Here is a 24,459-nt window from a genome sequence, read left to right as displayed (position 1 = left end):
GGAAAAAATGAAGGCAGCGCAGGGGATCGTTACTTATCCTGCGGACGCAGCGAGATTTCTCCCCCTACCCATGATTTCACGATGCCATCCTGCTCCAGTAGTAATCCACCCTGCTGATCGATGCCTCTGGCAATGCCAGGGATTTCACGGTCGCCTATCAGTAACTTCACCGGACGATCGATAAAATTATCCAGCGCTCTCCAGCGGTCAATAAACGGAGCCAGTCCCTCACTTTCGAACAATGTCAGCGACTGGCGCATTTTGTTTACCAGCCTGGCAGTCAGCAGGTTGCGGTCGATATCAACACCCGCTTCATGCAGGTTAATCCATCCCTGATTGACGATAGTCGTATCCGGCGAGCGCATCGCCAGGTTAATGCCTGTTCCCATCACGATTTGCGCCGCGTCGCCCGTTTTCCCCGTTAGTTCTACCAGGATACCCGCCAGTTTACGATCGTGCAGATAGAGGTCATTTGGCCATTTTACCCGTACATCACTGGCCCCTGACTCCTGTAATACTTCGGCGGTGACAATGCCAATCACCAGGCTCAATCCCATCGCGGCAACGGGGCCATGCTCCAGACGCCAGTACATCGAAAGATAGAGGTTGGAGCCAAAGGGTGAAAACCACTGCCTGCCGCGGCGGCCCCTTCCTGCCTGCTGATATTCAGCAACACAGGCATCTCCGGATTGCAATTGATCCATTCTATCCAGCAGATACTGGTTGGTGGAATCAATCACCGGTATTACGGCCAGGCGACCATCAACCAGCCGCGCAGTAATCGTTTCTTCATCCAGCAATTGGATCGGCGCTGGCAAACTGTAGCCTTTCCCCACCACGGTAAACACATCTATGCCCCAGTCTTTCAGGGTCTGAATATGTTTATTGATTGCAGCCCGGCTCATGCCCAGCTGTTCACCCAACTGCTCGCCCGAATGAAACTCGCCATCCGCTAACAGCCTGATTAATGCCAGAGGAACGATATTCGCTTTCATGAAATTACCTTAACCGCATCCTTTTCTCCTGTAGCACCAATAAAGCGTACTTCAGGCTCAAGCCAGACGTTAAATTTGCTACCAACGCGCTGTCGCACCTCATGTGCCAGCGCTACAATATCGCCACTGCTGGCCTGTTGCTGGTTGATCAGAACCAGCGCCTGCTGCCGATGCACGGCAGCTCCTCCCACACAAAATCCTTTCAGGTTACAACGATCAATCAGCCAGCCAGCCGCCAGTTTGACAGTGCCATCAGCCTGAGGATAAAGCGGAGCGTCAGGATAATTTTTTAACAAAGAATCAGCAAAAGCCGCATCAACAACCGGGTTTTTGAAAAAACTGCCGGCATTTCCAGTGATACGAGGGTCGGGCAATTTACTGCTGCGCATATGACAGACGGTATCGAAAATCTGCTGTGCCGTAATCGTGGTCGGATCAGATTTACTGAGTTCACCGTAAGTCATCACCGGTTGCCACGCTTTTTTCAGCTTAAGTCCGACGGCAATAATGGCATAGCCTGTCTGGTAGTGATGCTTGAATATGCTGTCGCGATAACCAAACTGACACTCTTCCGCTGACAAACGCCGCGTTTCACCACAGGTAAGTTTCAGCACATCAACATATTCACAGACAGTTTTCAGTTCCACACCATAAGCGCCAATATTCTGGATCGGTGCGGAGCCAACACAGCCAGGAATCATTGCCAGATTCTCTAAACCGGAGAAACCATTTTCCAATGAGTACTGCACCAGATTATGCCAGTTTTCACCGGATGCTACGTGCAAATGCCAGGCCTCATCGCTCTCTTCAACGCGGATACCTTTCAGACGATTCACAATCACAACACCGTGAAAATCTTCCAGAAAAAGAATATTACTCCCCTCTCCGAGCAAAAGAGCAGGCTGCTGATTCTTCTGGCTGGTTTGCCAGGCATTAATCAGCTCAGCGGTGGTTTCGGCCACCACAATTTGTTCCGCTTTGACATCGAGATTGAAGGTATTAAAGGGTTTCAGAGAGGGGGACTGGCTGGACATCAGATGGCCTTAACAAATTTGACTGCCGCCAGTTTACCTGATCGATCGGCCAGTAAGGCTTATTTTTTTACATCTTCAGAGGTAAAAGTCGGCCCGGGAAGGGGTATCCGCTTTTTTTATTGGGGAAAAACGCAAAAAACCCCGGCCTTACGGTCGGGGTCTTCGCTTTAGTTGATGCCTGGCAGTTCCCTACTCTCGCATGGGGAGACCCCACACTACCATCGGCGCTACGGCGTTTCACTTCTGAGTTCGGCATGGGGTCAGGTGGGACCACCGCGCTACGGCCGCCAGGCAAATCTTGGTGCACAAAACGCTTCTTTTGCCCTGATACCGCGTTGCCTGCGCTCGTAAAGTCAGTCGCATACTTATGTATGCTCTTTCCTTTCCTTCGCCTGCCGCCTTCTCTCAGCACAAAATCTCACGTTCCCTGCAAATTACTTATCCGTCACAAGCTGAAAATTATTCACTGTCTCTCAACAGAACGCCTCTGGCGTTGTAAGGTTAAGCCTCTCGGGTCATTAGTACCGGTCAGCTCAACGCATCGCTGCGCTTACACATCCGGCCTATCAACGTCGTCGTCTTCAACGTCCCTTCGGGTGGCTTAAAGCCACAGGGAGAACTCATCTCGGGGCAAGTTTCGCGCTTAGATGCTTTCAGCGCTTATCTTTTCCGCACTTAGCTACCGGGCAGTGCCACTGGCGTGACAACCCGAACACCAGCGGTGCGTTCACTCCGGTCCTCTCGTACTGGGAGCAAACCCCCTCAATTCTCCAGCGCCCACGGCAGATAGGGACCGAACTGTCTCACGACGTTCTAAACCCAGCTCGCGTACCACTTTAAACGGCGAACAGCCGTACCCTTGGGACCTGCTTCAGCCCCAGGATGTGATGAGCCGACATCGAGGTGCCAAACACCGCCGTCGATATGAACTCTTGGGCGGTATCAGCCTGTTATCCCCGGAGTACCTTTTATCCGTTGAGCGATGGCCCTTCCATTCAGAACCACCGGATCACTATGACCTGCTTTCGCACCTGCTCGCGCCGTCACGCTCGCAGTCAAGCTGGCTTATGCCATTGCACTAACCTCCTGATGTCCGACCAGGATTAGCCAACCTTCGTGCTCCTCCGTTACGCTTTGGGAGGAGACCGCCCCAGTCAAACTACCCACCAGACACTGTCCCCGCGCCGGATCACGGCGCAAGGTTAGAACGCCAAACGTTAAAGGGTGGTATTTCAAGGATGGCTCCGCGCAGACTGGCGTCCACGCTTCAAAGCCTCCCACCTATCCTGCACATCAAGGCTCAGCGTTCAGTGTCAAGCTGTAGTAAAGGTTCACGGGGTCTTTCCGTCTTGCCGCGGGTACACTGCATCTTCACAGCGAGTTCAATTTCACTGAGTCCCGGGTGGAGACAGCCTGGCCATCATTACGCCATTCGTGCAGGTCGGAACTTACCCGACAAGGAATTTCGCTACCTTAGGACCGTTATAGTTACGGCCGCCGTTTACCGGGGCTTCGATCAGGAGCTTCTGGTTACCCATAACCCCATCAATTAACCTTCCGGCACCGGGCAGGCGTCACACCGTATACGTCCACTTTCGTGTTTGCACAGTGCTGTGTTTTTAATAAACAGTTGCAGCCAGCTGGTATCTTCGACTGGCCTCGGCTCGGGGAGCAAGTCCCTCCACCTACGCGCCAGCGTGCCTTCTCCCGAAGTTACGGCACCATTTTGCCTAGTTCCTTCACCCGGGTTCTCTCAAGCGCCTTGGTATTCTCTACCTGACCACCTGTGTCGGTTTCGGGTACGATTTCGTGTTGCCTGATGCTTAGAGGCTTTTCCTGGAAGCAGGGCATCTGTCACTTCAGCACCGTGGTGCCTCGTCATCACGCCTCAGCCTTGATTTTCCGGATTTGCCTGGAAAACCAGCCTACACGCTTAAACCGGGACGACCGTCGCCCGGCTGACACAGCCTTCTCCGTCCCCCCTTCGCAGCAACACCAAGTACGGGAATATTAACCCGTTTCCCATCGACTACGCCTTTCGGCCTCGCCTTAGGGGTCGACTCACCCTGCCCCGATTAACGTTGTACAGGAACCCTTGGTCTTCCGGCGAGCGGGCTTTTCACCCGCTTTATCGTTACTTATGTCAGCATTCGCACTTCTGATACCTCCAGCAGCCCTCACAGGCCACCTTCGCAGGCTTACAGAACGCTCCCCTACCCAACAACGCTTGCGCGCCGCTGCCGCAGCTTCGGTGCATGGTTTAGCCCCGTTACATCTTCCGCGCAGGCCGACTCGACCAGTGAGCTATTACGCTTTCTTTAAATGATGGCTGCTTCTAAGCCAACATCCTGGCTGTCTGGGCCTTCCCACATCGTTTCCCACTTAACCATGACTTTGGGACCTTAGCTGGCGGTCTGGGTTGTTTCCCTCTTCACGACGGACGTTAGCACCCGCCGTGTGTCTCCCGTGATAACATTCTCCGGTATTCGCAGTTTGCATCGGATCGGTAAGCCGGGATGGCCCCCTGGCCGAAACAGTGCTCTACCCCCGGAGATGAGTTCACGAGGCGCTACCTAAATAGCTTTCGGGGAGAACCAGCTATCTCCCGGTTTGATTGGCCTTTCACCCCCAGCCACAGGTCATCCGCTGATTTTTCAACATCAGTCGGTTCGGTCCTCCAGTTAGTGTTACCCAACCTTCAACCTGCCCATGGCTAGATCACCGGGTTTCGGGTCTGTACCCTGCAACTTAACGCCCGGTTAAGACTCGGTTTCCCTTCGGCTCCCCTATACGGTTAACCTTGCTACAGAATACAAGTCGCTGACCCATTATACAAAAGGTACGCAGTCACACCACGAAGGTGCTCCCACTGCTTGTACGTACACGGTTTCAGGTTCTGTTTCACTCCCCTCGCCGGGGTTCTTTTCGCCTTTCCCTCACGGTACTGGTTCACTATCGGTCAGTCAGGAGTATTTAGCCTTGGAGGATGGTCCCCCCATATTCAGACAGGATACCACGTGTCCCGCCCTACTCTTCGAACTCACGACCTGTGCCTCTTCGTGTACGGGAGTATCACCCTGTATCCTGCGACTTTCCAGACGCTTCCACTGATGCACAAGCCGATGATGGTTCCGGGCTCCTCCCCGTTCGCTCGCCGCTACTGGGGGAATCTCGGTTGATTTCTTTTCCTCGGGGTACTTAGATGTTTCAGTTCCCCCGGTTCGCCTTGCAGCACTATGTATTCATGCTGCAATGATGCACTGAGTGCACCGGGTTTCCCCATTCGGGTATCGTCGGGTATCGCGGTTCATATCACCTTACCGACGCTTATCGCAGATTAGCACGCCCTTCATCGCCTCTGACTGCCAGGGCATCCACCGTGTACGCTTAGTCACTTAACCTCACAACCCACAGGCGTCCTTTCTTCTGGTTTCGTAACGACTGCGCGTCGTCATGGCCGCGTTATGCAGTGCTTGCAGTGCTCATGGACATCAGTCCACTCCGCCCTGCTGCGCGCTGACGCCTTGCCACGACCTTGCTCGTTCGTTACTCCGACAGAGTCACGCTGCATGTTGTAAGCATTTGAGAGACCCGAACATGTCGTCATGCCATTCTTATTACGGAGAATGACCACAACATGTCGTTTCAAATTTTCAGCTTGTTCCGGATTGTTAAAGAGCATGTATCTCATAACCGATTCACCTTGCGGTAAATCAGCTCTGAGATACGGGCGGAGACATCTTTCACCTGTCACCAGGCAGGTGGCGTCCCCTAGGGGATTCGAACCCCTGTTGCCGCCGTGAAAGGGCGGAGTCCTAACCGCTAGACGAAGGGGACACAAAGGTGTCTCGACTTCGCAGCCGTCCTGCTCATTACTTTTCTATCAGACAATCTGTGTGAGCACTGCACGGGAAGGTATCTTCAGGTAAGGAGGTGATCCAACCGCAGGTTCCCCTACGGTTACCTTGTTACGACTTCACCCCAGTCATGAATCACAAAGTGGTAAGCGCCCTCCCGAAGGTTAAGCTACCTACTTCTTTTGCAACCCACTCCCATGGTGTGACGGGCGGTGTGTACAAGGCCCGGGAACGTATTCACCGTGGCATTCTGATCCACGATTACTAGCGATTCCGACTTCACGGAGTCGAGTTGCAGACTCCGATCCGGACTACGACGCACTTTATGAGGTCCGCTTGCTCTCGCGAGGTCGCTTCTCTTTGTATGCGCCATTGTAGCACGTGTGTAGCCCTGGCCGTAAGGGCCATGATGACTTGACGTCATCCCCACCTTCCTCCGGTTTATCACCGGCAGTCTCCTTTGAGTTCCCGGCCGAACCGATGGCAACAAAGGATAAGGGTTGCGCTCGTTGCGGGACTTAACCCAACATTTCACAACACGAGCTGACGACAGCCATGCAGCACCTGTCTCACGGTTCCCGAAGGCACAACCCCATCTCTGGGGTCTTCCGTGGATGTCAAGGCCAGGTAAGGTTCTTCGCGTTGCATCGAATTAAACCACATGCTCCACCGCTTGTGCGGGCCCCCGTCAATTCATTTGAGTTTTAACCTTGCGGCCGTACTCCCCAGGCGGTCGATTTAACGCGTTAGCTACGGAAGCCACGCCTCAAGGGCACAACCTCCAAATCGACATCGTTTACGGCGTGGACTACCAGGGTATCTAATCCTGTTTGCTCCCCACGCTTTCGCACCTGAGCGTCAGTCTTTGTCCAGGGGGCCGCCTTCGCCACCGGTATTCCTCCAGATCTCTACGCATTTCACCGCTACACCTGGAATTCTACCCCCCTCTACAAGACTCAAGCCTGCCAGTTTCAAATGCAGTTCCCAGGTTAAGCCCGGGGATTTCACATCTGACTTAACAGACCGCCTGCGTGCGCTTTACGCCCAGTAATTCCGATTAACGCTTGCACCCTCCGTATTACCGCGGCTGCTGGCACGGAGTTAGCCGGTGCTTCTTCTGCGGGTAACGTCAATGAATGAAGTTATTAACTCCACTCCCTTCCTCCCCGCTGAAAGTACTTTACAACCCGAAGGCCTTCTTCATACACGCGGCATGGCTGCATCAGGCTTGCGCCCATTGTGCAATATTCCCCACTGCTGCCTCCCGTAGGAGTCTGGACCGTGTCTCAGTTCCAGTGTGGCTGGTCATCCTCTCAGACCAGCTAGGGATCGTCGCCTTGGTGAGCCGTTACCTCACCAACTAGCTAATCCCATCTGGGCACATCCGATGGTGTGAGGCCCGAAGGTCCCCCACTTTGGTCTTGCGACGTTATGCGGTATTAGCTACCGTTTCCAGTAGTTATCCCCCTCCATCGGGCAGTTTCCCAGACATTACTCACCCGTCCGCCACTCGTCACCCGGGGAGCAAGCTCCCCTGTGCTACCGTTCGACTTGCATGTGTTAGGCCTGCCGCCAGCGTTCAATCTGAGCCATGATCAAACTCTTCAATTAAAAGTCTGATTTGCTTCAACTCGTGAAGCGGTGCTCAGGAAAAACCGTAATGAATTACGTGTTCACTCTGAGGCTTGATATTTTTTTGCATCCTAAGATGCGGATATCAATCCTGTGAGTGCCCACACAGATTGTCTGATAAATTGTTAAAGAGCGGTGCAACATATTCTCGTGTGGCGCGGGGTGCATATACTATGCATTTCCGCCTTAGAGTCAAGTATTTTATCACTTTTCTCTTACTTTCACGATGACGTTTGCGTCGTTGTTCCGTGTCAGTGGAGGCGCATTATAGGGAGTTCCTGACGCCTGACAAGTATTAATTTTAAAAAAAACATCGTTAGCTTCTTTTTTCATCTTTGGGTTAAAAAACCACCACCCATCGGCTGTTTTCACAGCAAATTCGCTACTGAAACCCTCTTTGGGCATCACGATATCTGCTCTCGCGGTGCTATTCTTTATTACTTGCAGTTCACAACTGCTACGCTAATCACCAAAAAGGATGCCAAATGATAAAATCCGCGCGCAGTATGGCCGGACTTCCATGGATTGCCGCCATGGCTTTCTTTATGCAGGCACTCGATGCGACAATACTTAACACCGCGCTTCCCGCTATTGCGAACAGCCTCAACCGCTCTCCCCTTGCAATGCAATCCGCCGTTATCAGCTACACACTGACTGTTGCCATGCTTATTCCGGTTAGCGGCTGGCTGGCAGACCGTTTCGGCACACGAAAAATATTTATCATTGCCGTCAGCCTTTTTACTCTTGGTTCGCTGGCCTGCGCGCTGTCAGGATCGCTGGCCATGCTGGTTGTCTTTCGCGTTGTGCAGGGCATTGGCGGAGCCATGATGATGCCGGTAGCCAGACTGGCGCTGTTACGAGCTTATCCACGCAGTGAGCTACTGCCCGTGCTCAATTTTGTCACTATGCCGGGATTGATTGGCCCGGTGCTGGGTCCAATGCTCGGTGGCGTTCTGGTTACCTGGGCCACCTGGCACTGGATTTTCCTGATCAATATTCCTATGGGCGTTATGGGGATTATTTATGCTCGCAAATATATGCCGGATTTCACCACCCCCAGACGCCGCTTTGACCTGCCCGGGTTTTTGCTGTTTGGTTTTGGCCTGGTCTTACTCTCCAGTGGGATAGAGTTATTTGGTGAGAAAATTGTATCCACCAGCATTGCACTGGCCGTAACCGCAGGCGGCATCCTTCTGCTTCTTATCTACATAGTGCACGCGCGGCATCACGCTGCTCCACTGATTCCACTACCGATGTTCAAAACCCGCACTTTCTCCGTAGGCATACTGGGTAATATCGCCTCGCGTCTTGGCACCGGTTGTGTCCCCTTCCTGATGCCATTGATGCTTCAGATTGGCTTTGGCTATTCCGCTATTCTGGCTGGCTGCATGATGGCCCCCACCGCCGTTGGATCTCTACTGGCGAAGTCAACGGTAACGCAGGTATTGCGCTGGCTGGGTTACAGAAAAACACTGGTATGGATCAGCGTGATAATTGGTGCGTTAATTGCCAGTTTTGCGTTGCAAACGCCCGCGATGGGACTGCCGGTATTGCTACTGCCCCTGTTTATTCTGGGCATGGCGATGTCGACTCAATTTACCGCAATGAACACCATTACCCTGGCAGACCTGAACGAAAGTAACGCCAGTAGCGGTAACAGTATGCTGGCGGTCACGCAACAGCTGGCGATTAGTTTTGGCGTGGCGGTGAGTGCCGCAGTATTACGTTTCTATGAGAACTTTGACGCATCAACCGTACAGCAATTTCACGCCACCTTCCTGACGATGGGCGTGGTGACGGCGATTTCCGGGCTGGTGTTTATGCTGCTGAAACCCGGCGATGGTCGCCATCTGATTACCAACCGGGAAAAACGCCAAAGGCGGCATTAAATTTCCGCTACTGAGCCGCGCTCGATTAGCTCCGGCGTCAGAACCAGCAGCTGCTGACTGCCGCCGGGTTCATTCAGACGATGAATTAACGTATCGATGGCCAGCTCCCCCAGCTCATCCTTCGGCTGATGAATGGTGGTGAGCGGTGGGGTCATATAGCGGGCCAGTTCGATATCATCATAACCCATCACCGCCATGTCCCGCCCTACTACCAGACCCGCCTGATACAGCGCATGGTAAACCCCAACCGCCATAGCATCGTTACTGGTGAAAACAGCCTGAGGCAGGGGATTGAGCACAAGCAGCTCATTCATTGCGTGATAGCCTCCCTCAAATTCAAAGTCACCACTGACCACATAGCCCGGCAGAATGGGAAGGCCCGCCGTTTTCATTGCCTGTTGAAAACCTTCGAGGCGCAGTCGGGCTGGCGTCTTGTCCTGTGGACCGGCAATGCAGGCAATTCGCCTGTAGCCACGCGAAATAAGATATCGGGTAGCCATTTCGCCACCCAGCAGCGAATTATCCTGAATGATGTCACTGCCGCCATCGAAAGGTGACCAGTCCATCATCACTGAAGGTATGGAAGGATAGCGACCAAGGAGCTCTGTCGGGGGTATGTGGCTTTCGGTACACATAATTAACAGGCCATCGACGCGTTTTTGCAGTAACGTTTCCAGACTGCGATGCAGGCGATCTTCATCGCCTTCGGTGTTACAGAGCACCAGACTGTAGCCGCGTTCATAGCAGCTACGTTCAACCCCACGCACCACCTCAGAATAGAAGGGATTACTGCTGGCAGTCAGCAGCATGCCAATGGTTCTGGTCTGATTAAGTTTCAGGCTGCGGGCCAGGGCGGAAGGGGCATAGTTCAGTTGCGTGATTGCTGCGTTAATTTTTTCGCGCACCGCGTCGCTGACAAAACGGTTGTTATTGATGACGTGGGAAACCGTTGAGGTTGATACACCAGCAAGTCGCGCCACATCTTTCATTGTTGCCACAGACTACCCCTGCTGCTGCAAAAAGTTGTCGGTTTCATTGCGCCAGGGCACGGAAGGCTGTGCGCCGGATCGGGTAACAGCAATGGCTGCCGCCGCATGAGCAAAACGCACCGCCTGTTCGACAGGCTTATCTTCCAGCAGGGCAGTGATCAGCGCCCCATTAAAGGTATCTCCGGCGGCGATGGTATCCACAGCCTGAACCTTAAAACCGGCAATACGTTGCCCCTTACCCTGTTCGCTCAGCCAAACGCCACGGCTTCCCAAGGTAATCAAAACGCTGGGGATGCCCTTTTCATGCAGCAGATGAGCTGCCCGCGCCGCATCTTCATCAGATTCGATATGCACGCCGGTGAGAATTTCCGCTTCGGTTTCATTTGGCGTAATCATATCCACCAGCGCTAACAGCTCATCGGAGAGTGGCGTTGCCGGAGCCGGGTTGAGGATAACCCGGGTCTGATGCTGTCGGGCGATTTTTGCCGCAGCCAGAACGCTATCCAGGGGGGACTCGAGTTGCATTAACAATGCCGCAGCCTCAGCGATCGTCTGTTTATGTTTTGCCACCCGTTCCGGCGTCAGTGCCCCATTCGCTCCGGCATGAATCGCAATACTGTTTTCACCGTCCTCATTAACGAAGATCAGCGCCACCCCCGTAGATTCACCGGGCACAACCTCCACCGGCGAGACATCGATGTGGTCTTTCATCAGCTGTTGACGTATCCGCTCACCGATATCGTCGTCACCCACACAGGCGATAAAAGCGATATCAGCGCCGCTACGCCCAGCTGCCACCGCCTGATTGGCCCCTTTTCCACCAAAAGCAACCTGATAATGGTTACCGACAACCGTTTCACCAGGGCGCGGAAAGCGGGACAGGTTGAGAATGTGATCTGCGTTAATACTGCCAAGAACGGCCAGCTTTCCGGTTTTTTTCATCAGGGAATCATCCAAAAAAAGGCACCACCTGTGAAAGGTGGTGCGGGGCATACTGCATTATTTGGTCACCAGTTTCAGATCAACCGGGTTGATCGCCTGTACTTTCTGGCCTTTCAGTACCTTATCAGCGGCATCCACGCCAATAACGCCAATTTTCTCAGGCTGTTGCGCCACTGTCGCCGCCAGTTTGCCGCCTTCAACTGCTTTCACGCCATCTGCTGTGCCATCAAAACCCACCACAAGGACATCAGATTTACCGGCGGTTTGCAAAGCACGCATTGCTCCCAACGCCATCTCATCATTCTGCGCAAATACTGCCTGCACATCCGGATGGGCAGTTAACAGATTCTGCATGACGTTCAGACCTTTAGTCCGGTCGAAATCTGCTGGCTGACTGGCAAGGATGACAAATTTATGCGCATCCGCAGCGGTTTTAAAACCTTCGCCGCGCTCACGGGCTGCTGAGGTTCCGGCAATACCAGACAGCTCAATGATTTTGGCATTATCACCCAGCTTTTTGGCAATAAAATCACCCGCCATTTTGCCGCCAAAGCGGTTATCTGAGGCAACATGGCTGGCAACCACGCCCTGTGCGGCCTTACGGTCAAGAGTGATAACCGGAATGTTGGCCTGATTTGCCATTTTCACCGCGTTGCCCACCGAGTCAGAATCGGTCGGGTTGATCAGCAGCAACTTGGTGCCACGCACCGTCAGATCCTGCACGTTAGCCAGCTCTTTCGCCGGATTATTCTGCGAATCCAGCACCACCAGGTTATAGCCCAGCTTGTCGGCTTCTTTTTGTGCACCGTCTTTCAGCGAGACGAAGAACGGATTATTCAGGGTTGAAACCACCAGAGCGATAGTATCTTTTGCCATAGCACTGGCGCTCAACGTGGCGCCGAGCAGAACGGCAAGGGCTGTCAGTTTGGTCATTTTCATCATCAGTTCCTGTAGGGGAGAGTTATTTACTACTTTTGTTATCTACCAGTACCGCCAGCAAAATCACCACCGCTTTGACGATCATTTGGTAGTAAGACGAAACGCCGAGCAGGTTAAGGCCGTTATTAAGAAAACCAAGAATCAACGCCCCAATCAGCGTGCCCATAATGCGGCCTTTACCACCCGCAAGGCTGGTGCCGCCCAGCACCACTGCCGCGATGGCATCCAGTTCATAGCCCGTTCCTGCGGTTGGCTGCGCAGAAGAAAGGCGGGCAACCTCAATGGTTCCGGCCAGCGCGGCCAACATGCCACACAGCGCATAAACGGTAATTTTGACCCGGCTGACGCTGATACCCGACAAACGCGTCGCGGCTTCATTGCCGCCCAGCGCATAGATATAACGACCGAGGCGGGTGTGATGCAGCATGTACCAGGCAAGCGCAAATACCACTGCCATCAGCCAGACCGGTGTGGGGATGCCCAGCGGACGGCCAATACCAAACCAGCCCAACAGGTCGGCATTGTCATTAAACCCGGTGTTAACCGGGCTGCCGTTGGTGTAAACCATGGTGACGCCGCGTAACAGCAACATCATCACCAGGGTGGCGATAAACGCCTGCACCCTGCCTTTTGCCACGATAGTACCGGTCACGGCTCCGATCGCGGCACCCAGTGCCAGTGACGCCGCCACCGCCACCAGCGCGTTCACCTCCATCCCCACCAGCGATGCTGCCACCGCGCCGGTCAGCGCCAGTAATGATCCCACAGACAGATCGATACCGGAGGTCAGGATCACCAGCGTCATTCCCACCGCCATAATCGCGTTGACCGAAGTCTGTTGCAGGATGTTGAACATATTGTTCAGGGTAAAGAAATTTGGGCTCATGCCAGAGACGATGGCAATCAGCACGATCAGCGCAATCAGTGACTTTTGTTCCAGCAGCCAGGCTTTGCTGAAAAAACGGCCGCTCTGAAGAGTTTGAGTACTCATTGTTATGCCAGCTCCACGCTATGTTGCTTACCGACTGCCGCCGCCATCAGAACTTCCTGCGAGGCCTGTTCAATTGGAAAATCGCCGCTCAGACTGCCTTCATGCATAACCAGCACACGGTCACTCATGCCCAGCACTTCAGGCATTTCTGAAGAGACAAGAATGATGCTGAGCCCTTCCTCTTTAAACTGATTAATTAACTGGTAAATTTCTTTCTTTGCTCCCACGTCCACCCCGCGCGTTGGCTCATCGAGGATCAACACCTTTGGCCGGGTCATCAGTCCACGCGCGATAGCAATTTTTTGCTGATTACCGCCCGATAACAGCCCAATCGGCTGATTCATCGACGGCGTTTTAACCTTGAAAAGTTTAATAAAATCACCCACCGCCAGCTGTTCTTCAGCGTGTTTCAGCCGGCCACCGCCGTGGCTGAAATAGTCCAGCGCGGTGAGAGACATGTTCTCTTTTACCGACATGCCCAGCACCAGGCCGTCACGTTTGCGATCTTCCGAGATATAAACGATGCCGTTTCGCAATCCCTCTTCCGGAGAACGGATAACCACCGGTTTCCCGTCAAGGATGACGCTGCCATCCGTACGCGGCAATGCGCCGTACAGCACCTTCATCAGCTCCGTCCGCCCTGCTCCCATCAGGCCAGCCACCCCAAGAATTTCACCCTTGCGCAGGGTAAAACTCACCTTATCGACGCCAGGCCCGGCGAGATTTTCAACCCGCAGACGCACTTCGCCAGGCTGCTTATCCAGGCGGGGATACTGCTCCTCCAGTTTGCGACCGACCATCATCTCAATCAGCGAATCTTCATCAAGGGTGCTGACTTCACGTTCGGCAATAAATTGCCCGTCACGGAAAACCGTAACGTCATCGCAAATTTCAAAAATTTCTTTCATCCGGTGCGAGATATAGACAATTCCGCAGCCCTGCGCTTTCAGCTCACGGATCACCGTAAACAGCGACGCTGTTTCGGTATCGGTCAGCGCATCGGTGGGTTCATCCATCACAATCACTTTCGATTCGAAGCTCAGCACTTTGGCAATTTCCACCATCTGCTGATCGCCAATCGACAGATCCCCCACCAGCTTGTGGCTGCTGAAACGCAGATTGAGCCTTTTCAGCAGGCGATCCGCTTCGGCATACATTTTTTTCCACTGGATACCTCCCAGACCGTTCACAAACTCGCGACCCAGAAAGATATTTTCCGCGACGCTGAGCTGTGGGATCAGGTTCAGCTCCTGATGGATAATACCAATCCCGGCCTCCTGAGAAGCTTTTGGACCGTTAAAGCTGACCTCGTTACCCAGCCAGCTGATCGAACCGGCATCACGACTGTAAATGCCGGTCATCACTTTCATCATGGTGGATTTCCCGGCACCGTTTTCGCCCACCAGCGCCATCACACGGCCTGGATAGACGGCCAGCGCCGCACCGGAGAGCGCTTTCACGCCGGGAAACGATTTATCAATACCCTGTAATTGTAAAAGTGGTTGCATGGTGGCCTCAGAAGGTCACGCCAGCACGCAGGATGATGTTCGCATAGGGGGAACACTCCCCACTGCGAATCACCGCCTGGCTGCGCTGAGTTTGCTGTTTAAACTGATGGTGGCTGACATACTCAACAGCAATGCTGTTTCCCTGATGTTGTTGCAGTAAATCGAGCAGAGCGAGTAAATCGCGGTGGAGCTGCGGATTATGGGTTTTGATCTCTTCCGCCATCGCGGCACTTTCCACCTGCATTTCTGCGGTCACCGCCTGCACCACCTGCATAAAGCTGGGAATACCCTTTGTCAGCGCCAGATCAACACGCTGTGGTCCGCCCGGAATGGGCAGCCCCGCATCGCCAATCACCAGGCTGTCGGTATGCCCCAGGCGCGCAACCAGTAACGAAATATCAGAATTCAGTAAGGTGCCTTTTTTCATTGTTCACTCCCCAGCGAAACGTTTCGCTACTCGGCAGTGTAGGAAATCACCAACGGAAAACAACGGTCAAGAGATGAAACTGTGATCGCCATCGAAACGTTTCGCTCACGCCAGTAAGCCACGCTTTTCGCTTGATAAGACGAGGGGGAGGAGAAGTAAGCGCATCCTTTCACAGAAGGCGGGGTTGATGGCCGGCAAAAATAATCGCTGAGCCGTTCAGCCATAGTTGAAGACGAAGAGAACAAAGCCGGGCGCTTTGAATCCGCAAATCAGCAAGCTGGCCGGAAGATCCGGCCAGTTGCGGGAGATCAGTTAAAGACCATACCGCCATCAATCAGCAGTGACTGACCGGTCATATAACTGGAATCCGGTCCGGCAAGGTATGAGACACAGGCCGCCACATCCTCTGGCTCAGAAAGACGGCCCAGGGTAATGCGTTTGGCAAATTCCGCCGTGCCATAGCCCAGAGGTTTACCTGCCGCTTCTGAAACCTGCCTGTCGATCTCTTCCCACATTGGTGTTTTAACAATGCCAGGGCAGTAGGCATTGACGGTAATGCCCGCCGGAGCAAGATCGCGGGCGGCAGTTTGCGTCAGGCCGCGCACGGCAAATTTGCTGGAGCTGTAAACCGCCAGCTCCGGATTACCGACATGTCCCGCCTGCGAGCAGGCATTGATAATCTTCCCGCCGTGACCTTCAGCCTTGAAGGCTTTAATCGCCGCCTGCATTCCCCAAATCACACCTTTAATGTTGATATCGTAAACTTTATCAACCATTTCCTCGGTGATCTCTTCAATGGGCGTCGTCGGGGCAACGCCCGCGTTATTAACGATCACATCAAATCCACCCAGCTCTTTGCGTGCCTGTTCGACAACGGCAAAAACCTGGTCGCGCTTTGAGACATCCACGGTAACGGCCAGCGCTTTACCGCCGCCGGTGACGATTTCATCCGCCACCTGACGTGCCGTCTGGCTGTTGTAATCTGCTACCGCAACGGCAAAACCGTCTTTCGCCAGGCGCAGGGCAATCGCTTTACCAATGCCCTGGCCGCCGCCGGTCACTAATGCTACTTTCGCTTTCATTTTCCACTCCCTGTACGGTTATTACAGAATCTGACTGAGATGTAACTGGCCCATCAGCATCGGGTTATCGGCGTAGTCCACCGGCACCGCAACCACTGCGGGGCCCTGTACATCCATCGCTTTACGCAGTGTGGGTTCCAGCTCAGCCGCACTGTTCACCGCAAACCCCGCAGCACCGAATGCCTCGGCATAGGCTTTAAAATCAACCGGACCGAATTTGACCCCTGATACCCGCTGGTATTTCTTCTCTTCCTGCATCGCCACCATGTTGTAAGCCTCATCCACCCAGATGATATGCAGGATATTGGCTTTCAGCCTGACCGCCGTTTCCAGCTCCATACTGGACTGAAGAAAACCGCCGTCACCCGAAACCGACACCACTTTGCGCCCCGGGTCCACCAGCCAGGCACCTATCGCCCACGGCAGAGCCACTCCCATGGTTTGCTGCCCGTTGGAGATCATCACCTGGCGGGCACGAAAGCTGTAAAGATAACGGGCAATCCAGATATGGAAGCTACCCATATCCACCGTCAGGGTGACATCGCTGTTAATAATATCCTGCATAGCCCGGACGATACGCAGCGGATGCAGGGCAAACTGATTGAGATTTTTCCCCTGCAATGACAGCAGCTGTCGCTGTTGCTGGCGATCTTCGAGAATGGCCGCACTCTGCGCGCTGAGCGGCAAAAACGTATTAATCTGCGCCGCCAGCTTGTCGATGGTTGCCGCAATATCTCCCACCAGTTCGGCATCCGGCAGATAGCAGTTATCGGTATCCGCTGGCAGCACATCGATATGGACCAGCGTGGCATGACCGCTGTTCCACATTGCCGGTTCGTACTCCACCGGGCTGTAACCAATGGTGATAATCAGGTCGGCCTGACGCAGCAGCCGGTCACCCGCCTGGTTGTTAAAAAGCCCCACCCGACCGGCAAAACGCGGAAAATGTTCCTGCCTGATTGCACCGGCCGCCTGATAAGTACTGGTCACCGGGATATGACTGCGGCTGAGCAGACGATGGATTGCATCGCTGTTCGCCGGTTGACTGGCCATCAGCCCCAGCAGCAGCACCGGGTTTTTCGCCTGAGCAATCTGCCTGGCAACGGCGTCAATCGCCGTATCCGGTGCCGCTCCGAGCGCCACCTGTCCCTTACAGGTAAGCAGGTGGCCGCTGGCTGGCTGATCGACAATATCCTGCGGCAGACTGACAAATGCGCCACCGCCGCGCCCCTGTTCTGCATGGCGGAACGCATTGGACACCACTTCCGCCAGGGCATTGGAGTCCGTCACCTCCACGGCATATTTGGTGACCGGGCGAAACATCGCAACGGTATCCATGCTCTGATGCACCTGCTTGGCGCTGTCGGCACGCTTCACCGCGCCACCGAGAGCCACCACGGGATCGCCTTCGGTAGTGGCAGTGGCCATGCCGGTGATCAGATTGGAGCAACCCGGCCCGGAAGTGACTAACGCCACGCCGGCGTTGCCGGTCAGTCGACCTACCGCCGCAGCCATAAAGGCAGCGTTGGCTTCATGGCGTACCGGGATGGTCTTGATCGTTGAATCCAGCAGCGAATCGAAGACCTTATCGATTTTCGCGCCAGGAATACCAAACACCTGTTTTACGCCCTGAGCTTCAAGCTGAGCGACAACCAGATCAGCGCCGTGCAGCCAGAGTTGGGTATCAGTTGGGTTTTTCATCTTTTGACTCCTCAGGCTTAGCTTTCAACGGAACGGATGGCTGAATCGAGATCTTCAGGATTGAGGTCAGCTTGCAGGAAATCGCGGTCAGCAGGCAGATCGACCACCAGCTGGCTGATTTCACCAAAAGTCAGCACCCCTTCTTCCAGTTGGTAGTCAAGCAGATGGCCGCCGCCCTGGCGGTCATCGGTAATAAAATGCTCGTGATAACCCGCCACATTAATCCCCTGCATATACTGCGGGGTGCGGAAACCAATCAGCACGCCGTTACGCTGGTTAAAGTGAAAAACGGGCTGATGGCCCAGCACCTCCGGCATTGAGCGGTAAGGACGGTGCTGACAGGGGACGGTGCGGGTCTGCGCCGCCGAGAAGCGACCATCAATGCGCAAAGCACAGAACAGGTTATCGGAGGTCACCTGGTCGTCGATCACCTGATGAATCTCCTGCCGACTGGCGGGCGAGGTGAAATGATGGCGGTACTGCGGCCTGAAAAAAGTCATGACTGCAAAAGGCGTTTTTTGCTGTGGATTCGCTTCTCTGGCGCTGCCATCAGAACGCAGCTGATAAACCTCGCTGTCGAAAGCAATCAGCTCACCATCCAGTTGATTGAACGTACCCAGACCAAAATCACCTTTTTTCAGCAGATCAGCCACGGTAACGCGCCCTTCGTACACCCCGCTGAGCAGCGCGCTCATCAGAGAGGTCTGATAGATAACGCTCTCTGGTTTGTGCTGGCGAAGAGCAGTGACGGTGGAGATCAGCTGTTTCTCACATAAACAATCAGTTGCAGAATGTTTCATCGTCTACCTCGCGAGTGAAAAAGTTAAGAACTATTAACCTGATGTTGACTCGATTCAGTAACGAAGACCAATATAGAAAGACCCGCTCTTTGAGACGTATTCGATATGGATCTCCGACATCTGCGATATTTCGTTGCCGTTGCGCAAACCCACAATTTTACGCGTGCGGCTGAAATGCTGAATATTTCCCAACCCCCGTTAAGCCAGCAGATACTTCGTCTGGAACGGGAAATTGGTACACCGTTATTGAAAAGGCTGACACGGGGCGTAGAGCTGACGGCAGCAGGGGAAGCGTTTTATCACGATGCCTGTCAGATTCTGGAGCTGACCGCTCAGGCCCTGGAAAAAGCCAGGGGCATTGCTCGGGGGCTTAGCGGTCAGATGTCACTGGGGTTTGCCAGTTCAGTGGCATTTCACGCAAAGGTATTTACGCTGCTGCGTGATTTTCAGGCACGTTACCCGGAAATGGAGTTGTTGACGCGCGAGGAGAATATGGCCGCACTGATGCAGGATTTACAGGATGGATTGCTGGATGCAGCCTTTGTGCGTCTTCCCTGTGAGAGTAGCAAGGCTTTTAACCTGATGGTCATTGCCAGCGAGAAAATGCAGGTGGCGTTGCCGGCAGGTCATGCTCTGGCGGGGCAGCCACGCCTCTCTCTGGCGCAGCTGTCCGGTGAACAACTGATAATGTTTCCACGCGAGGTAGCGCCCAGCCTATATGAGCTGGTGCTGGGTGCCTGCCTGCGGGCTGGCTTTCAGCCGCACAAGGGCCAGCAGTCACCACAAATTTCCTCTTCGCTGAGTATGGTTGCCGCTGGATTCGGCTTTGCTATCGTGCCGCAATCGGTATGCTGTATCAGTCATCCTGGCGTCACCTTTCATCAGATTGATGACGCTGCACTCAGTTCCGATATTGCGCTGGCCTGGCACCGGATCAATCGCTCACCGGCAGTGATGCATCTGATCGCAATGCTGAAAAATCCGGCGGATAATCCTTACCCCTGAATTTTACGGATCTGTTTCACGTCCAGTTCTGTCGAATTAAAATTTTTGTCCAGTTTGCCCTGCACCTCAACGTGATCCGTTGGGGTGACGTTCTGACCTTCCCAACGTTTATGGTCAATTTCAACCTTCATCGTGCCGGTGGCATCGCGGAAAATATAGTCATCATCGCCCACGCGCTGTTCAATATTGCCACGCAGGGTCACCCAGGCGTCATCGGCCATATCCTGAGCCTGTTTTACGGTGCTCAGCGCGCTGTTGCCCGCCACAAACCCTCCTTTCTGTGCTGAAGCAGCAGGTGCGCCCGGCCCGCTGAAACCTCCGGTCTGGGCAGCCAGAACCGGCGTGGAAACCAGAGCAAAAATAGCCAGTAAAGCAGCAGTCTTTTTCATTTTATGTTCCTTTTTTCAATGGAATGATTTACCAGGTACATTCTGTTCGGGAGGCATTACAGCAAAAAGTTCTTAACGGGATCTTAACGGCGGCATCCGGCACGATTTTTTTTATTATTTTGTCGAAAACACGTCATTTCCGTCGAACGTGCTGTACAAAAAGCAATGTGGTTCCGTATAAAGCCGTTAATTACAGAGGATATTTATCATGCGCATTTTAGTCATTGAAGACGACAGGCTGATTGGTGACGGTATCCGCGCCGGACTGATCAAAATGGGTTTCAGCGTCGACTGGTTTACCGAAGGTAAGGCGGGAAAACAGGCGCTGGGCGCGGCTCCCTACGATGCGGTGGTGCTGGATCTCAGCCTGCCCGGTATGGATGGCCTGGAGATCCTGCGTCAGTGGCGGCAGCAGGGGCACGATGAACCGGTGCTGATCCTGACGGCAAGAGATGCGCTGGAGCAGCGGGTCAGCGGCCTGCAACAAGGTGCTGATGACTACCTCTGTAAACCCTTCGCCCTCAGTGAGGTTGCCGCGCGCCTTCAGGCGCTGATCCGCCGACGTCATGGTCAGCTGTTGCCCCGTCTCAGTCACGGCAACGTGGTGATGGAAACCAGCTCACATACGGTGACGCTGGAAGGACAACCTCTGGCGCTGAAGGCCCGAGAGCTGGCATTGCTGGAGCTGTTTCTGCTGAATGCAGGCCGGGTACTGACCCGCGCTCAACTGGAAGAAAAGCTCTACGGCTGGGATGATGATGTTTCCAGTAATGCGGTCGAAGTACATATTCACCATCTGCGTAAAAAGCTGGGGAGTCAGTTTATTCGTACGGTACACGGCGTGGGCTACACGTTGGGAGAACCCCAATGAGTTTACGTCTGCGGCTGATGCTGGGCTTTATCCTGCTGTCGCTGATTGGCTGGGGTACGGCGGCCATCGGTTCCTGGTGGCAGACCAGACACAATATTAACAAGCTGTTTGATACGCAGCAGATGTTGTTTGCCACGCGCCTGGCGACAATGAATCCGGAACAGCTGAGCCAGCAGCCAGTGACGCTGCCAAAAAGCAAAAAAATACTCCGCCATCATCGCGGTAATCAGGATGATGATGCGCTGGCTTTTGCCGTCTTTACCCGTGACGGCAGGATGGTGCTCAACGATGGCGACAATGGTAAAGACTTTCAGTTCCAATACCGGCGCGACGGTTTTACCGATGGCAAATTAAAAGGTGACGATGACCTGTGGCGGCTGGTGTGGCTCAGTACGCCGGACAAACGTTATCTGGTGGTGGTCGGTCAGGAGTGGGAATACCGTGACGATATGACGCGGGATATCGTCCAGACCAGCCTGATCCCCTGGTTAATCGCGCTGCCGCTGATGATTTTACTGCTGCTGTGGCTGATTACCTGCGAGCTGAAACCACTAAAAAAAATCACTCAGCAGCTTCGCCAGCGATCGCCTGACGACGACTCACCGCTGATTGAAAAGCGGGTGCCGCAGGAAGTCCGCCCTCTTATGGAGGAGCTGAATGCGCTGTTTGCCCGCATCGGTGAAATGTTGGTACGGGAAAGGCGTTTCACTTCCGACGCCGCACATGAACTGAGAAGTCCGCTGGCGGCACTGAAAGTGCAGACCGAAGTGGCACAGCTGGCGCACGACGATGCCGGCTTACGCCATCATGCCCTCAGTCAGCTGGATGAGGGGATTGACCGGGCAGCGCGGCTGGTGGATCAGTTGCTGACGCTCTCCCGACTGGAAAGTGGCGAACAGCTGGATCAACAACCGGTGGATCTGGCGTCACTTTTACAGCAGTCGATGGTGGAGCAGTATCAGAAAGCGCGGACAGCCGGTGTGGAGATCATGCTCAGTGCGCCGGACGTGCCGGTAATCCGCCCCGGCAATGCGCTGTTGCTGTCACTGCTGATCCGCAACCTGCTGGATAACGCCATCCGTTACAGCCAGACCGGCAGCAGAGTTGAACTGAAGCTGACCCACAACGGAATGATGGTGATGGATGATGGCCAGGGCGTCAGTGAGGAGGCGTTGCCAAGAATCGGCGAGCGATTCTGGCGGCCACCGGGGCAGGAAAAAAATGGCAGCGGCCTTGGCCTGTCTATCGTTAGTCAGGTCGCCAGACTTCACGGGATGCGGGTGCAATTTGCTAACCGCGAGGAAGGCGGGTTCGCTGTCCGTATCAACTGGTAACCACAGCCTGGCCTTAAGGCCAGGCTTGGTGCCGCTTATTTCACGCCATCCGGAAACAGCGAAGGTGCCCACAGGCTGGGATCAACATCCTTAAATGCAGCACGGACAAAGTGCGGCTTAAGATGATAAGGCACGGTGCAATCGAAAATCGTCTTACAGGTGGTGCCTTTATCCGGCAGACGTGGGTTATAGAGCGGCGATTGCGAGGGATCCAGCACATGGCCGGTCACACCGGGAACAAAAATGGTATCCATATCCCCCTGATAGCGGGTCTGCATCGCCCAGAGCACGTCATCGCTGTCGAACAAATCCACATCCTCATCCACCAGAATGACATTTTTCAGCTCGCGATAAACGGCCAGCGCAATCAGCGCCGCCTGACGCGCGTTACCGTCATCAGCGCTGTTGCGTTTGCTCAGTTGCAGGACAGCCAGAAATTTCCCACCTCCGGCACTGTGCGCATAGACGTTTTTTAACAGTCCGGGCAGCGCATCTTCCAGCGCGCAATAGATGCTGGCTTCGGTCGGAATGCCCGCCAGACTGACATGCTCTTCACCCGGCCCCACCAGGGTTTGCAGTATGGGATTTTTCCGCGTGGTAATGGCTTTAACCTTGATTACCGGCAGTGAAGGATTGGCATCACCGGTATAGCCGGGAAACTCCGGCATGGCTTTACCGGTATTACTGTGTTGATCTTCCGCAACGCGCACATCAGGCAGAATCACCCCCTCGATAATGATTTCCGCTTTAGCAATGGCTTTTTGCGGCACGGTCAGGCATTCCACAAGCTCAACCGGCTTACCGCGCAAACCACCGGCAACACACAGCTCGTCAAAGCCAAACGGCGTGGTGGGCGCTTCAAATTCGGCACTGATATAAATCGCCGGGTCCAGCCCCATGTTGACAGAGACAGCCAGCGGTTCACCCCGTGCCTCCGCTTTGCGTCGGAAAGCATCAATATGTCTGCCTGGCGCAAAAAAGATAGAAAGCTCGTCTTTACCCTGGACGCACAGGCGATGGATGGTGACATCAACATTTTTTCTGTCATCCGGATCGCTACCTAATACCAGCCCCATACAAAAATAGGGTCCGGCATCCTCGCTGGTATTGGTGGGCGCAGGCAGGATTTTACGCAGGTCGAAATCGCTGTCTTCAGCACGGTAAACGACTTCCTGACAGGGCGCGGGTTTATCGCCAATGTCCACAGGCGGAATCACCGCTCTTACCGCCCTTCCCATCTGCATGCTCAGTTGACGTTTTGGCGCTCCCAGTAAATGACTCACCCGCTCGCGGCTGGCGAGCAGGCCCACCAGCACTCTGGCATCGTCAAATCCCTTAAGCTTATTGAACATCATCGCAGGACCAATACGCGTTGGCCGCATCACCGTGCCGCCCGCGCCCACATGGCGGTAAACACCTGCCAGCTCTGCATTGGCATCGATTTCACGATCGGTTTCCAGAAATTGTCCGGGCAGGGTTTTAATCAGTTCAACAGCCGAGCGCAAATCATCAACAGCAGGCACATCCCAGCCGAGAGGATGAGGATCGCCGGATTTAATAACTTCATATTTAATCGCGTTTTTTTTCATTTCCCTGTCTCCCCGCTTTCCACCAGGGATTTCAGGTTATGCAATGCGCCAGCCCAGTGGGTATTGCACAATGGCAGATGGGGATCGTCTTCACTCCACTCGCCATCGGTGAGCGTCACCAGGGTGCCCTTATCTGACGCTTTGAGAGAAATATGCAAACGCTTGCCGACCGAGTTGCCGGGGCCTTTAATGCAAATTTGCTGGATATCGTGGGGAGGCGAGAGGTTTTCCGTGCACCAGCCAAAATCCAGGCCCTTTTCAGTAAGCAGGTGAAATTCTTTGCCTGGGGCAATTTCACCCGTGACCCGGCCTTTATGCCAGGCAACCATTATATTAACTTGAGTCAGCGCCTGATAAACCTTCTCGCAAGAGGCATCGATCTCAATCGCATGACAGAGCTTCATAACCCAATCTCCTTTTAACAAGTCCCTTGTAGCCTGATGGCTGCAAGCTAAGTACTGCTTTTAAGCCTTAGCACACACGCC

The 24,459-nt window shown here is 54.0% G+C and carries 18 protein-coding genes, 1 tRNA gene and 3 rRNA genes; 4 read left to right on the top strand and 18 right to left on the bottom strand.

What is annotated here, in order from left to right; all coding sequences use genetic code 11:
- Positions 1-29: 29 nt before the first annotated feature.
- The 6 genes from birA to AC3RPL_RS20530 form a co-directional block, all read right to left on the bottom strand.
- A complete protein-coding gene (birA, locus tag AC3RPL_RS20555) occupies positions 30-995 on the bottom strand; it encodes a bifunctional biotin--[acetyl-CoA-carboxylase] ligase/biotin operon repressor BirA (RefSeq protein ID WP_490741379.1) in 966 nt (321 codons plus the stop codon).
- On the bottom strand, positions 992-2,029 hold the full coding sequence (gene murB / locus AC3RPL_RS20550; protein WP_490741378.1) for a UDP-N-acetylmuramate dehydrogenase: 1,038 nt from the start codon (positions 2,027-2,029) through the stop codon (positions 992-994). The genes birA and murB overlap by 4 nt, the downstream gene beginning before the upstream one ends.
- A gap of 176 nt (positions 2,030-2,205) precedes the next feature.
- Positions 2,206-2,321 (bottom strand): 5S ribosomal RNA (rrf, locus tag AC3RPL_RS20545).
- A 205-nt stretch (positions 2,322-2,526) separates the two neighbouring features.
- Positions 2,527-5,430 (bottom strand): 23S ribosomal RNA (locus tag AC3RPL_RS20540).
- A gap of 361 nt (positions 5,431-5,791) precedes the next feature.
- Positions 5,792-5,866 (bottom strand) — tRNA-Glu (locus AC3RPL_RS20535).
- An 89-nt stretch (positions 5,867-5,955) separates the two neighbouring features.
- A 16S ribosomal RNA gene (locus AC3RPL_RS20530) occupies positions 5,956-7,497 on the bottom strand.
- Together the 16S, 23S and 5S rRNA genes with 1 tRNA gene alongside form the textbook arrangement of a ribosomal RNA operon.
- A gap of 506 nt (positions 7,498-8,003) precedes the next feature.
- Between AC3RPL_RS20530 and mdtD the strand changes: the two genes are divergently transcribed.
- A complete protein-coding gene (mdtD, locus tag AC3RPL_RS20525; protein ID WP_490741377.1) occupies positions 8,004-9,407 on the top strand; it encodes a multidrug transporter subunit MdtD in 1,404 nt (467 codons plus the stop codon).
- On the opposite strand, the gene rbsR is transcribed toward mdtD, so the two are convergent.
- The 9 genes from rbsR to budA form a co-directional block, all read right to left on the bottom strand.
- The gene (gene rbsR / locus AC3RPL_RS20520; protein ID WP_490741376.1) at positions 9,404-10,405 is read right to left on the bottom strand and encodes a ribose operon transcriptional repressor RbsR; all 1,002 of its coding nucleotides are present in this window, start codon (positions 10,403-10,405) and stop codon (positions 9,404-9,406) included. The genes mdtD and rbsR overlap by 4 nt on opposite strands.
- A 3-nt stretch (positions 10,406-10,408) precedes the next feature.
- Complete coding sequence (gene rbsK, locus AC3RPL_RS20515) at positions 10,409-11,338, bottom strand: ribokinase (protein WP_490741375.1); 930 nt, start codon at positions 11,336-11,338, stop codon at positions 10,409-10,411.
- A 57-nt stretch (positions 11,339-11,395) separates the two neighbouring features.
- A complete protein-coding gene (gene rbsB, locus AC3RPL_RS20510; protein ID WP_420842945.1) occupies positions 11,396-12,277 on the bottom strand; it encodes a ribose ABC transporter substrate-binding protein RbsB in 882 nt (293 codons plus the stop codon).
- Between the two features lie 22 nt (positions 12,278-12,299).
- Complete coding sequence (rbsC, locus tag AC3RPL_RS20505) at positions 12,300-13,268, bottom strand: ribose ABC transporter permease (protein ID WP_490741374.1); 969 nt, start codon at positions 13,266-13,268, stop codon at positions 12,300-12,302.
- Between the two features lie 2 nt (positions 13,269-13,270).
- A complete protein-coding gene (gene rbsA, locus AC3RPL_RS20500) occupies positions 13,271-14,776 on the bottom strand; it encodes a ribose ABC transporter ATP-binding protein RbsA (protein WP_490741373.1) in 1,506 nt (501 codons plus the stop codon).
- Positions 14,777-14,783: 7 nt separating this feature from the next.
- Positions 14,784-15,203, bottom strand: a complete 420-nt coding sequence (gene rbsD / locus AC3RPL_RS20495) for a D-ribose pyranase (RefSeq protein ID WP_490741372.1) — start codon at positions 15,201-15,203, stop codon at positions 14,784-14,786.
- A gap of 308 nt (positions 15,204-15,511) precedes the next feature.
- Positions 15,512-16,285 carry a (S)-acetoin forming diacetyl reductase gene (locus AC3RPL_RS20490; protein WP_490741371.1) on the bottom strand — a complete coding sequence of 258 codons (774 nt, stop codon included), beginning with the start codon at positions 16,283-16,285 and terminating at the stop codon, positions 15,512-15,514.
- Between the two features lie 21 nt (positions 16,286-16,306).
- Complete coding sequence (gene alsS / locus AC3RPL_RS20485) at positions 16,307-17,986, bottom strand: acetolactate synthase AlsS (RefSeq protein ID WP_490741370.1); 1,680 nt, start codon at positions 17,984-17,986, stop codon at positions 16,307-16,309.
- Between the two features lie 17 nt (positions 17,987-18,003).
- Positions 18,004-18,786 (bottom strand): acetolactate decarboxylase, encoded by a 783-nt coding sequence (gene budA / locus AC3RPL_RS20480; protein WP_490741369.1) that lies wholly within the window; start codon positions 18,784-18,786, stop codon positions 18,004-18,006.
- A gap of 105 nt (positions 18,787-18,891) precedes the next feature.
- Between budA and AC3RPL_RS20475 the strand changes: the two genes are divergently transcribed.
- Positions 18,892-19,791, top strand: coding sequence for a LysR substrate-binding domain-containing protein (locus tag AC3RPL_RS20475; RefSeq protein ID WP_490741368.1), 900 nt, complete (start codon positions 18,892-18,894; stop codon positions 19,789-19,791).
- On the opposite strand, the gene AC3RPL_RS20470 is transcribed toward AC3RPL_RS20475, so the two are convergent.
- Positions 19,782-20,180 carry a YgiW/YdeI family stress tolerance OB fold protein gene (locus AC3RPL_RS20470; protein WP_261642005.1) on the bottom strand — a complete coding sequence of 133 codons (399 nt, stop codon included), beginning with the start codon at positions 20,178-20,180 and terminating at the stop codon, positions 19,782-19,784. The two genes, AC3RPL_RS20475 and AC3RPL_RS20470, sit on opposite strands and share 10 nt — an antisense overlap.
- Positions 20,181-20,388: 208 nt before the next feature.
- Here AC3RPL_RS20470 and qseB point away from each other — a divergent pair, with 208 nt between their 5' ends.
- Positions 20,389-21,051 (top strand): quorum sensing response regulator transcription factor QseB, encoded by a 663-nt coding sequence (qseB, locus tag AC3RPL_RS20465; protein ID WP_367167897.1) that lies wholly within the window; start codon positions 20,389-20,391, stop codon positions 21,049-21,051.
- Positions 21,048-22,385: a quorum sensing histidine kinase QseC gene (gene qseC / locus AC3RPL_RS20460; protein ID WP_490741367.1), complete on the top strand. Its 1,338-nt coding sequence runs from the start codon at positions 21,048-21,050 to the stop codon at positions 22,383-22,385. The genes qseB and qseC overlap by 4 nt, the downstream gene beginning before the upstream one ends.
- 35 nt (positions 22,386-22,420) lie before the next feature.
- On the opposite strand, the gene AC3RPL_RS20455 is transcribed toward qseC, so the two are convergent.
- Both AC3RPL_RS20455 and AC3RPL_RS20450 read right to left on the bottom strand, forming a co-directional pair.
- Entirely contained in the window at positions 22,421-23,974 is a 1,554-nt protein-coding gene (locus AC3RPL_RS20455) for a UbiD family decarboxylase (protein WP_490741366.1), read from the bottom strand.
- A complete protein-coding gene (locus tag AC3RPL_RS20450; protein ID WP_490741365.1) occupies positions 23,971-24,378 on the bottom strand; it encodes an SRPBCC family protein in 408 nt (135 codons plus the stop codon). The genes AC3RPL_RS20455 and AC3RPL_RS20450 overlap by 4 nt, the downstream gene beginning before the upstream one ends.
- Between the last annotated feature and the right edge of the window lie 81 nt (positions 24,379-24,459).

The organism is Erwinia papayae, assembly GCF_058241465.1.
The sequence above is the reverse complement of the archived record's forward strand: the minus strand, read 5'-3'. Positions and strand labels throughout refer to the sequence as shown.

Bases quoted from the DNA above. Each gene is read 5' to 3' on its own strand.
- birA (WP_490741379.1), bottom strand. From the start codon at position 995: ATGAAAGCGAATATCGTTCCTCTGGCATTAATCAGGCTGTTAGCGGAT.
- murB (WP_490741378.1), bottom strand. From the start codon at position 2,029: ATGTCCAGCCAGTCCCCCTCTCTGAAACCCTTTAATACCTTCAATCTC.
- mdtD (WP_490741377.1), top strand. From the start codon at position 8,004: ATGATAAAATCCGCGCGCAGTATGGCCGGACTTCCATGGATTGCCGCC.
- rbsK (WP_490741375.1), bottom strand. From the start codon at position 11,338: ATGAAAAAAACCGGAAAGCTGGCCGTTCTTGGCAGTATTAACGCAGAT.
- rbsB (WP_420842945.1), bottom strand. From the start codon at position 12,277: ATGAAAATGACCAAACTGACAGCCCTTGCCGTTCTGCTCGGCGCCACG.
- rbsC (WP_490741374.1), bottom strand. From the start codon at position 13,268: ATGAGTACTCAAACTCTTCAGAGCGGCCGTTTTTTCAGCAAAGCCTGG.
- rbsA (WP_490741373.1), bottom strand. From the start codon at position 14,776: ATGCAACCACTTTTACAATTACAGGGTATTGATAAATCGTTTCCCGGC.
- rbsD (WP_490741372.1), bottom strand. From the start codon at position 15,203: ATGAAAAAAGGCACCTTACTGAATTCTGATATTTCGTTACTGGTTGCG.
- AC3RPL_RS20490 (WP_490741371.1), bottom strand. From the start codon at position 16,285: ATGAAAGCGAAAGTAGCATTAGTGACCGGCGGCGGCCAGGGCATTGGT.
- alsS (WP_490741370.1), bottom strand. From the start codon at position 17,986: ATGAAAAACCCAACTGATACCCAACTCTGGCTGCACGGCGCTGATCTG.
- budA (WP_490741369.1), bottom strand. From the start codon at position 18,786: ATGAAACATTCTGCAACTGATTGTTTATGTGAGAAACAGCTGATCTCC.
- AC3RPL_RS20475 (WP_490741368.1), top strand. From the start codon at position 18,892: ATGGATCTCCGACATCTGCGATATTTCGTTGCCGTTGCGCAAACCCAC.
- AC3RPL_RS20470 (WP_261642005.1), bottom strand. From the start codon at position 20,180: ATGAAAAAGACTGCTGCTTTACTGGCTATTTTTGCTCTGGTTTCCACG.
- qseB (WP_367167897.1), top strand. From the start codon at position 20,389: ATGCGCATTTTAGTCATTGAAGACGACAGGCTGATTGGTGACGGTATC.
- qseC (WP_490741367.1), top strand. From the start codon at position 21,048: ATGAGTTTACGTCTGCGGCTGATGCTGGGCTTTATCCTGCTGTCGCTG.
- AC3RPL_RS20455 (WP_490741366.1), bottom strand. From the start codon at position 23,974: ATGAAAAAAAACGCGATTAAATATGAAGTTATTAAATCCGGCGATCCT.
- AC3RPL_RS20450 (WP_490741365.1), bottom strand. From the start codon at position 24,378: ATGAAGCTCTGTCATGCGATTGAGATCGATGCCTCTTGCGAGAAGGTT.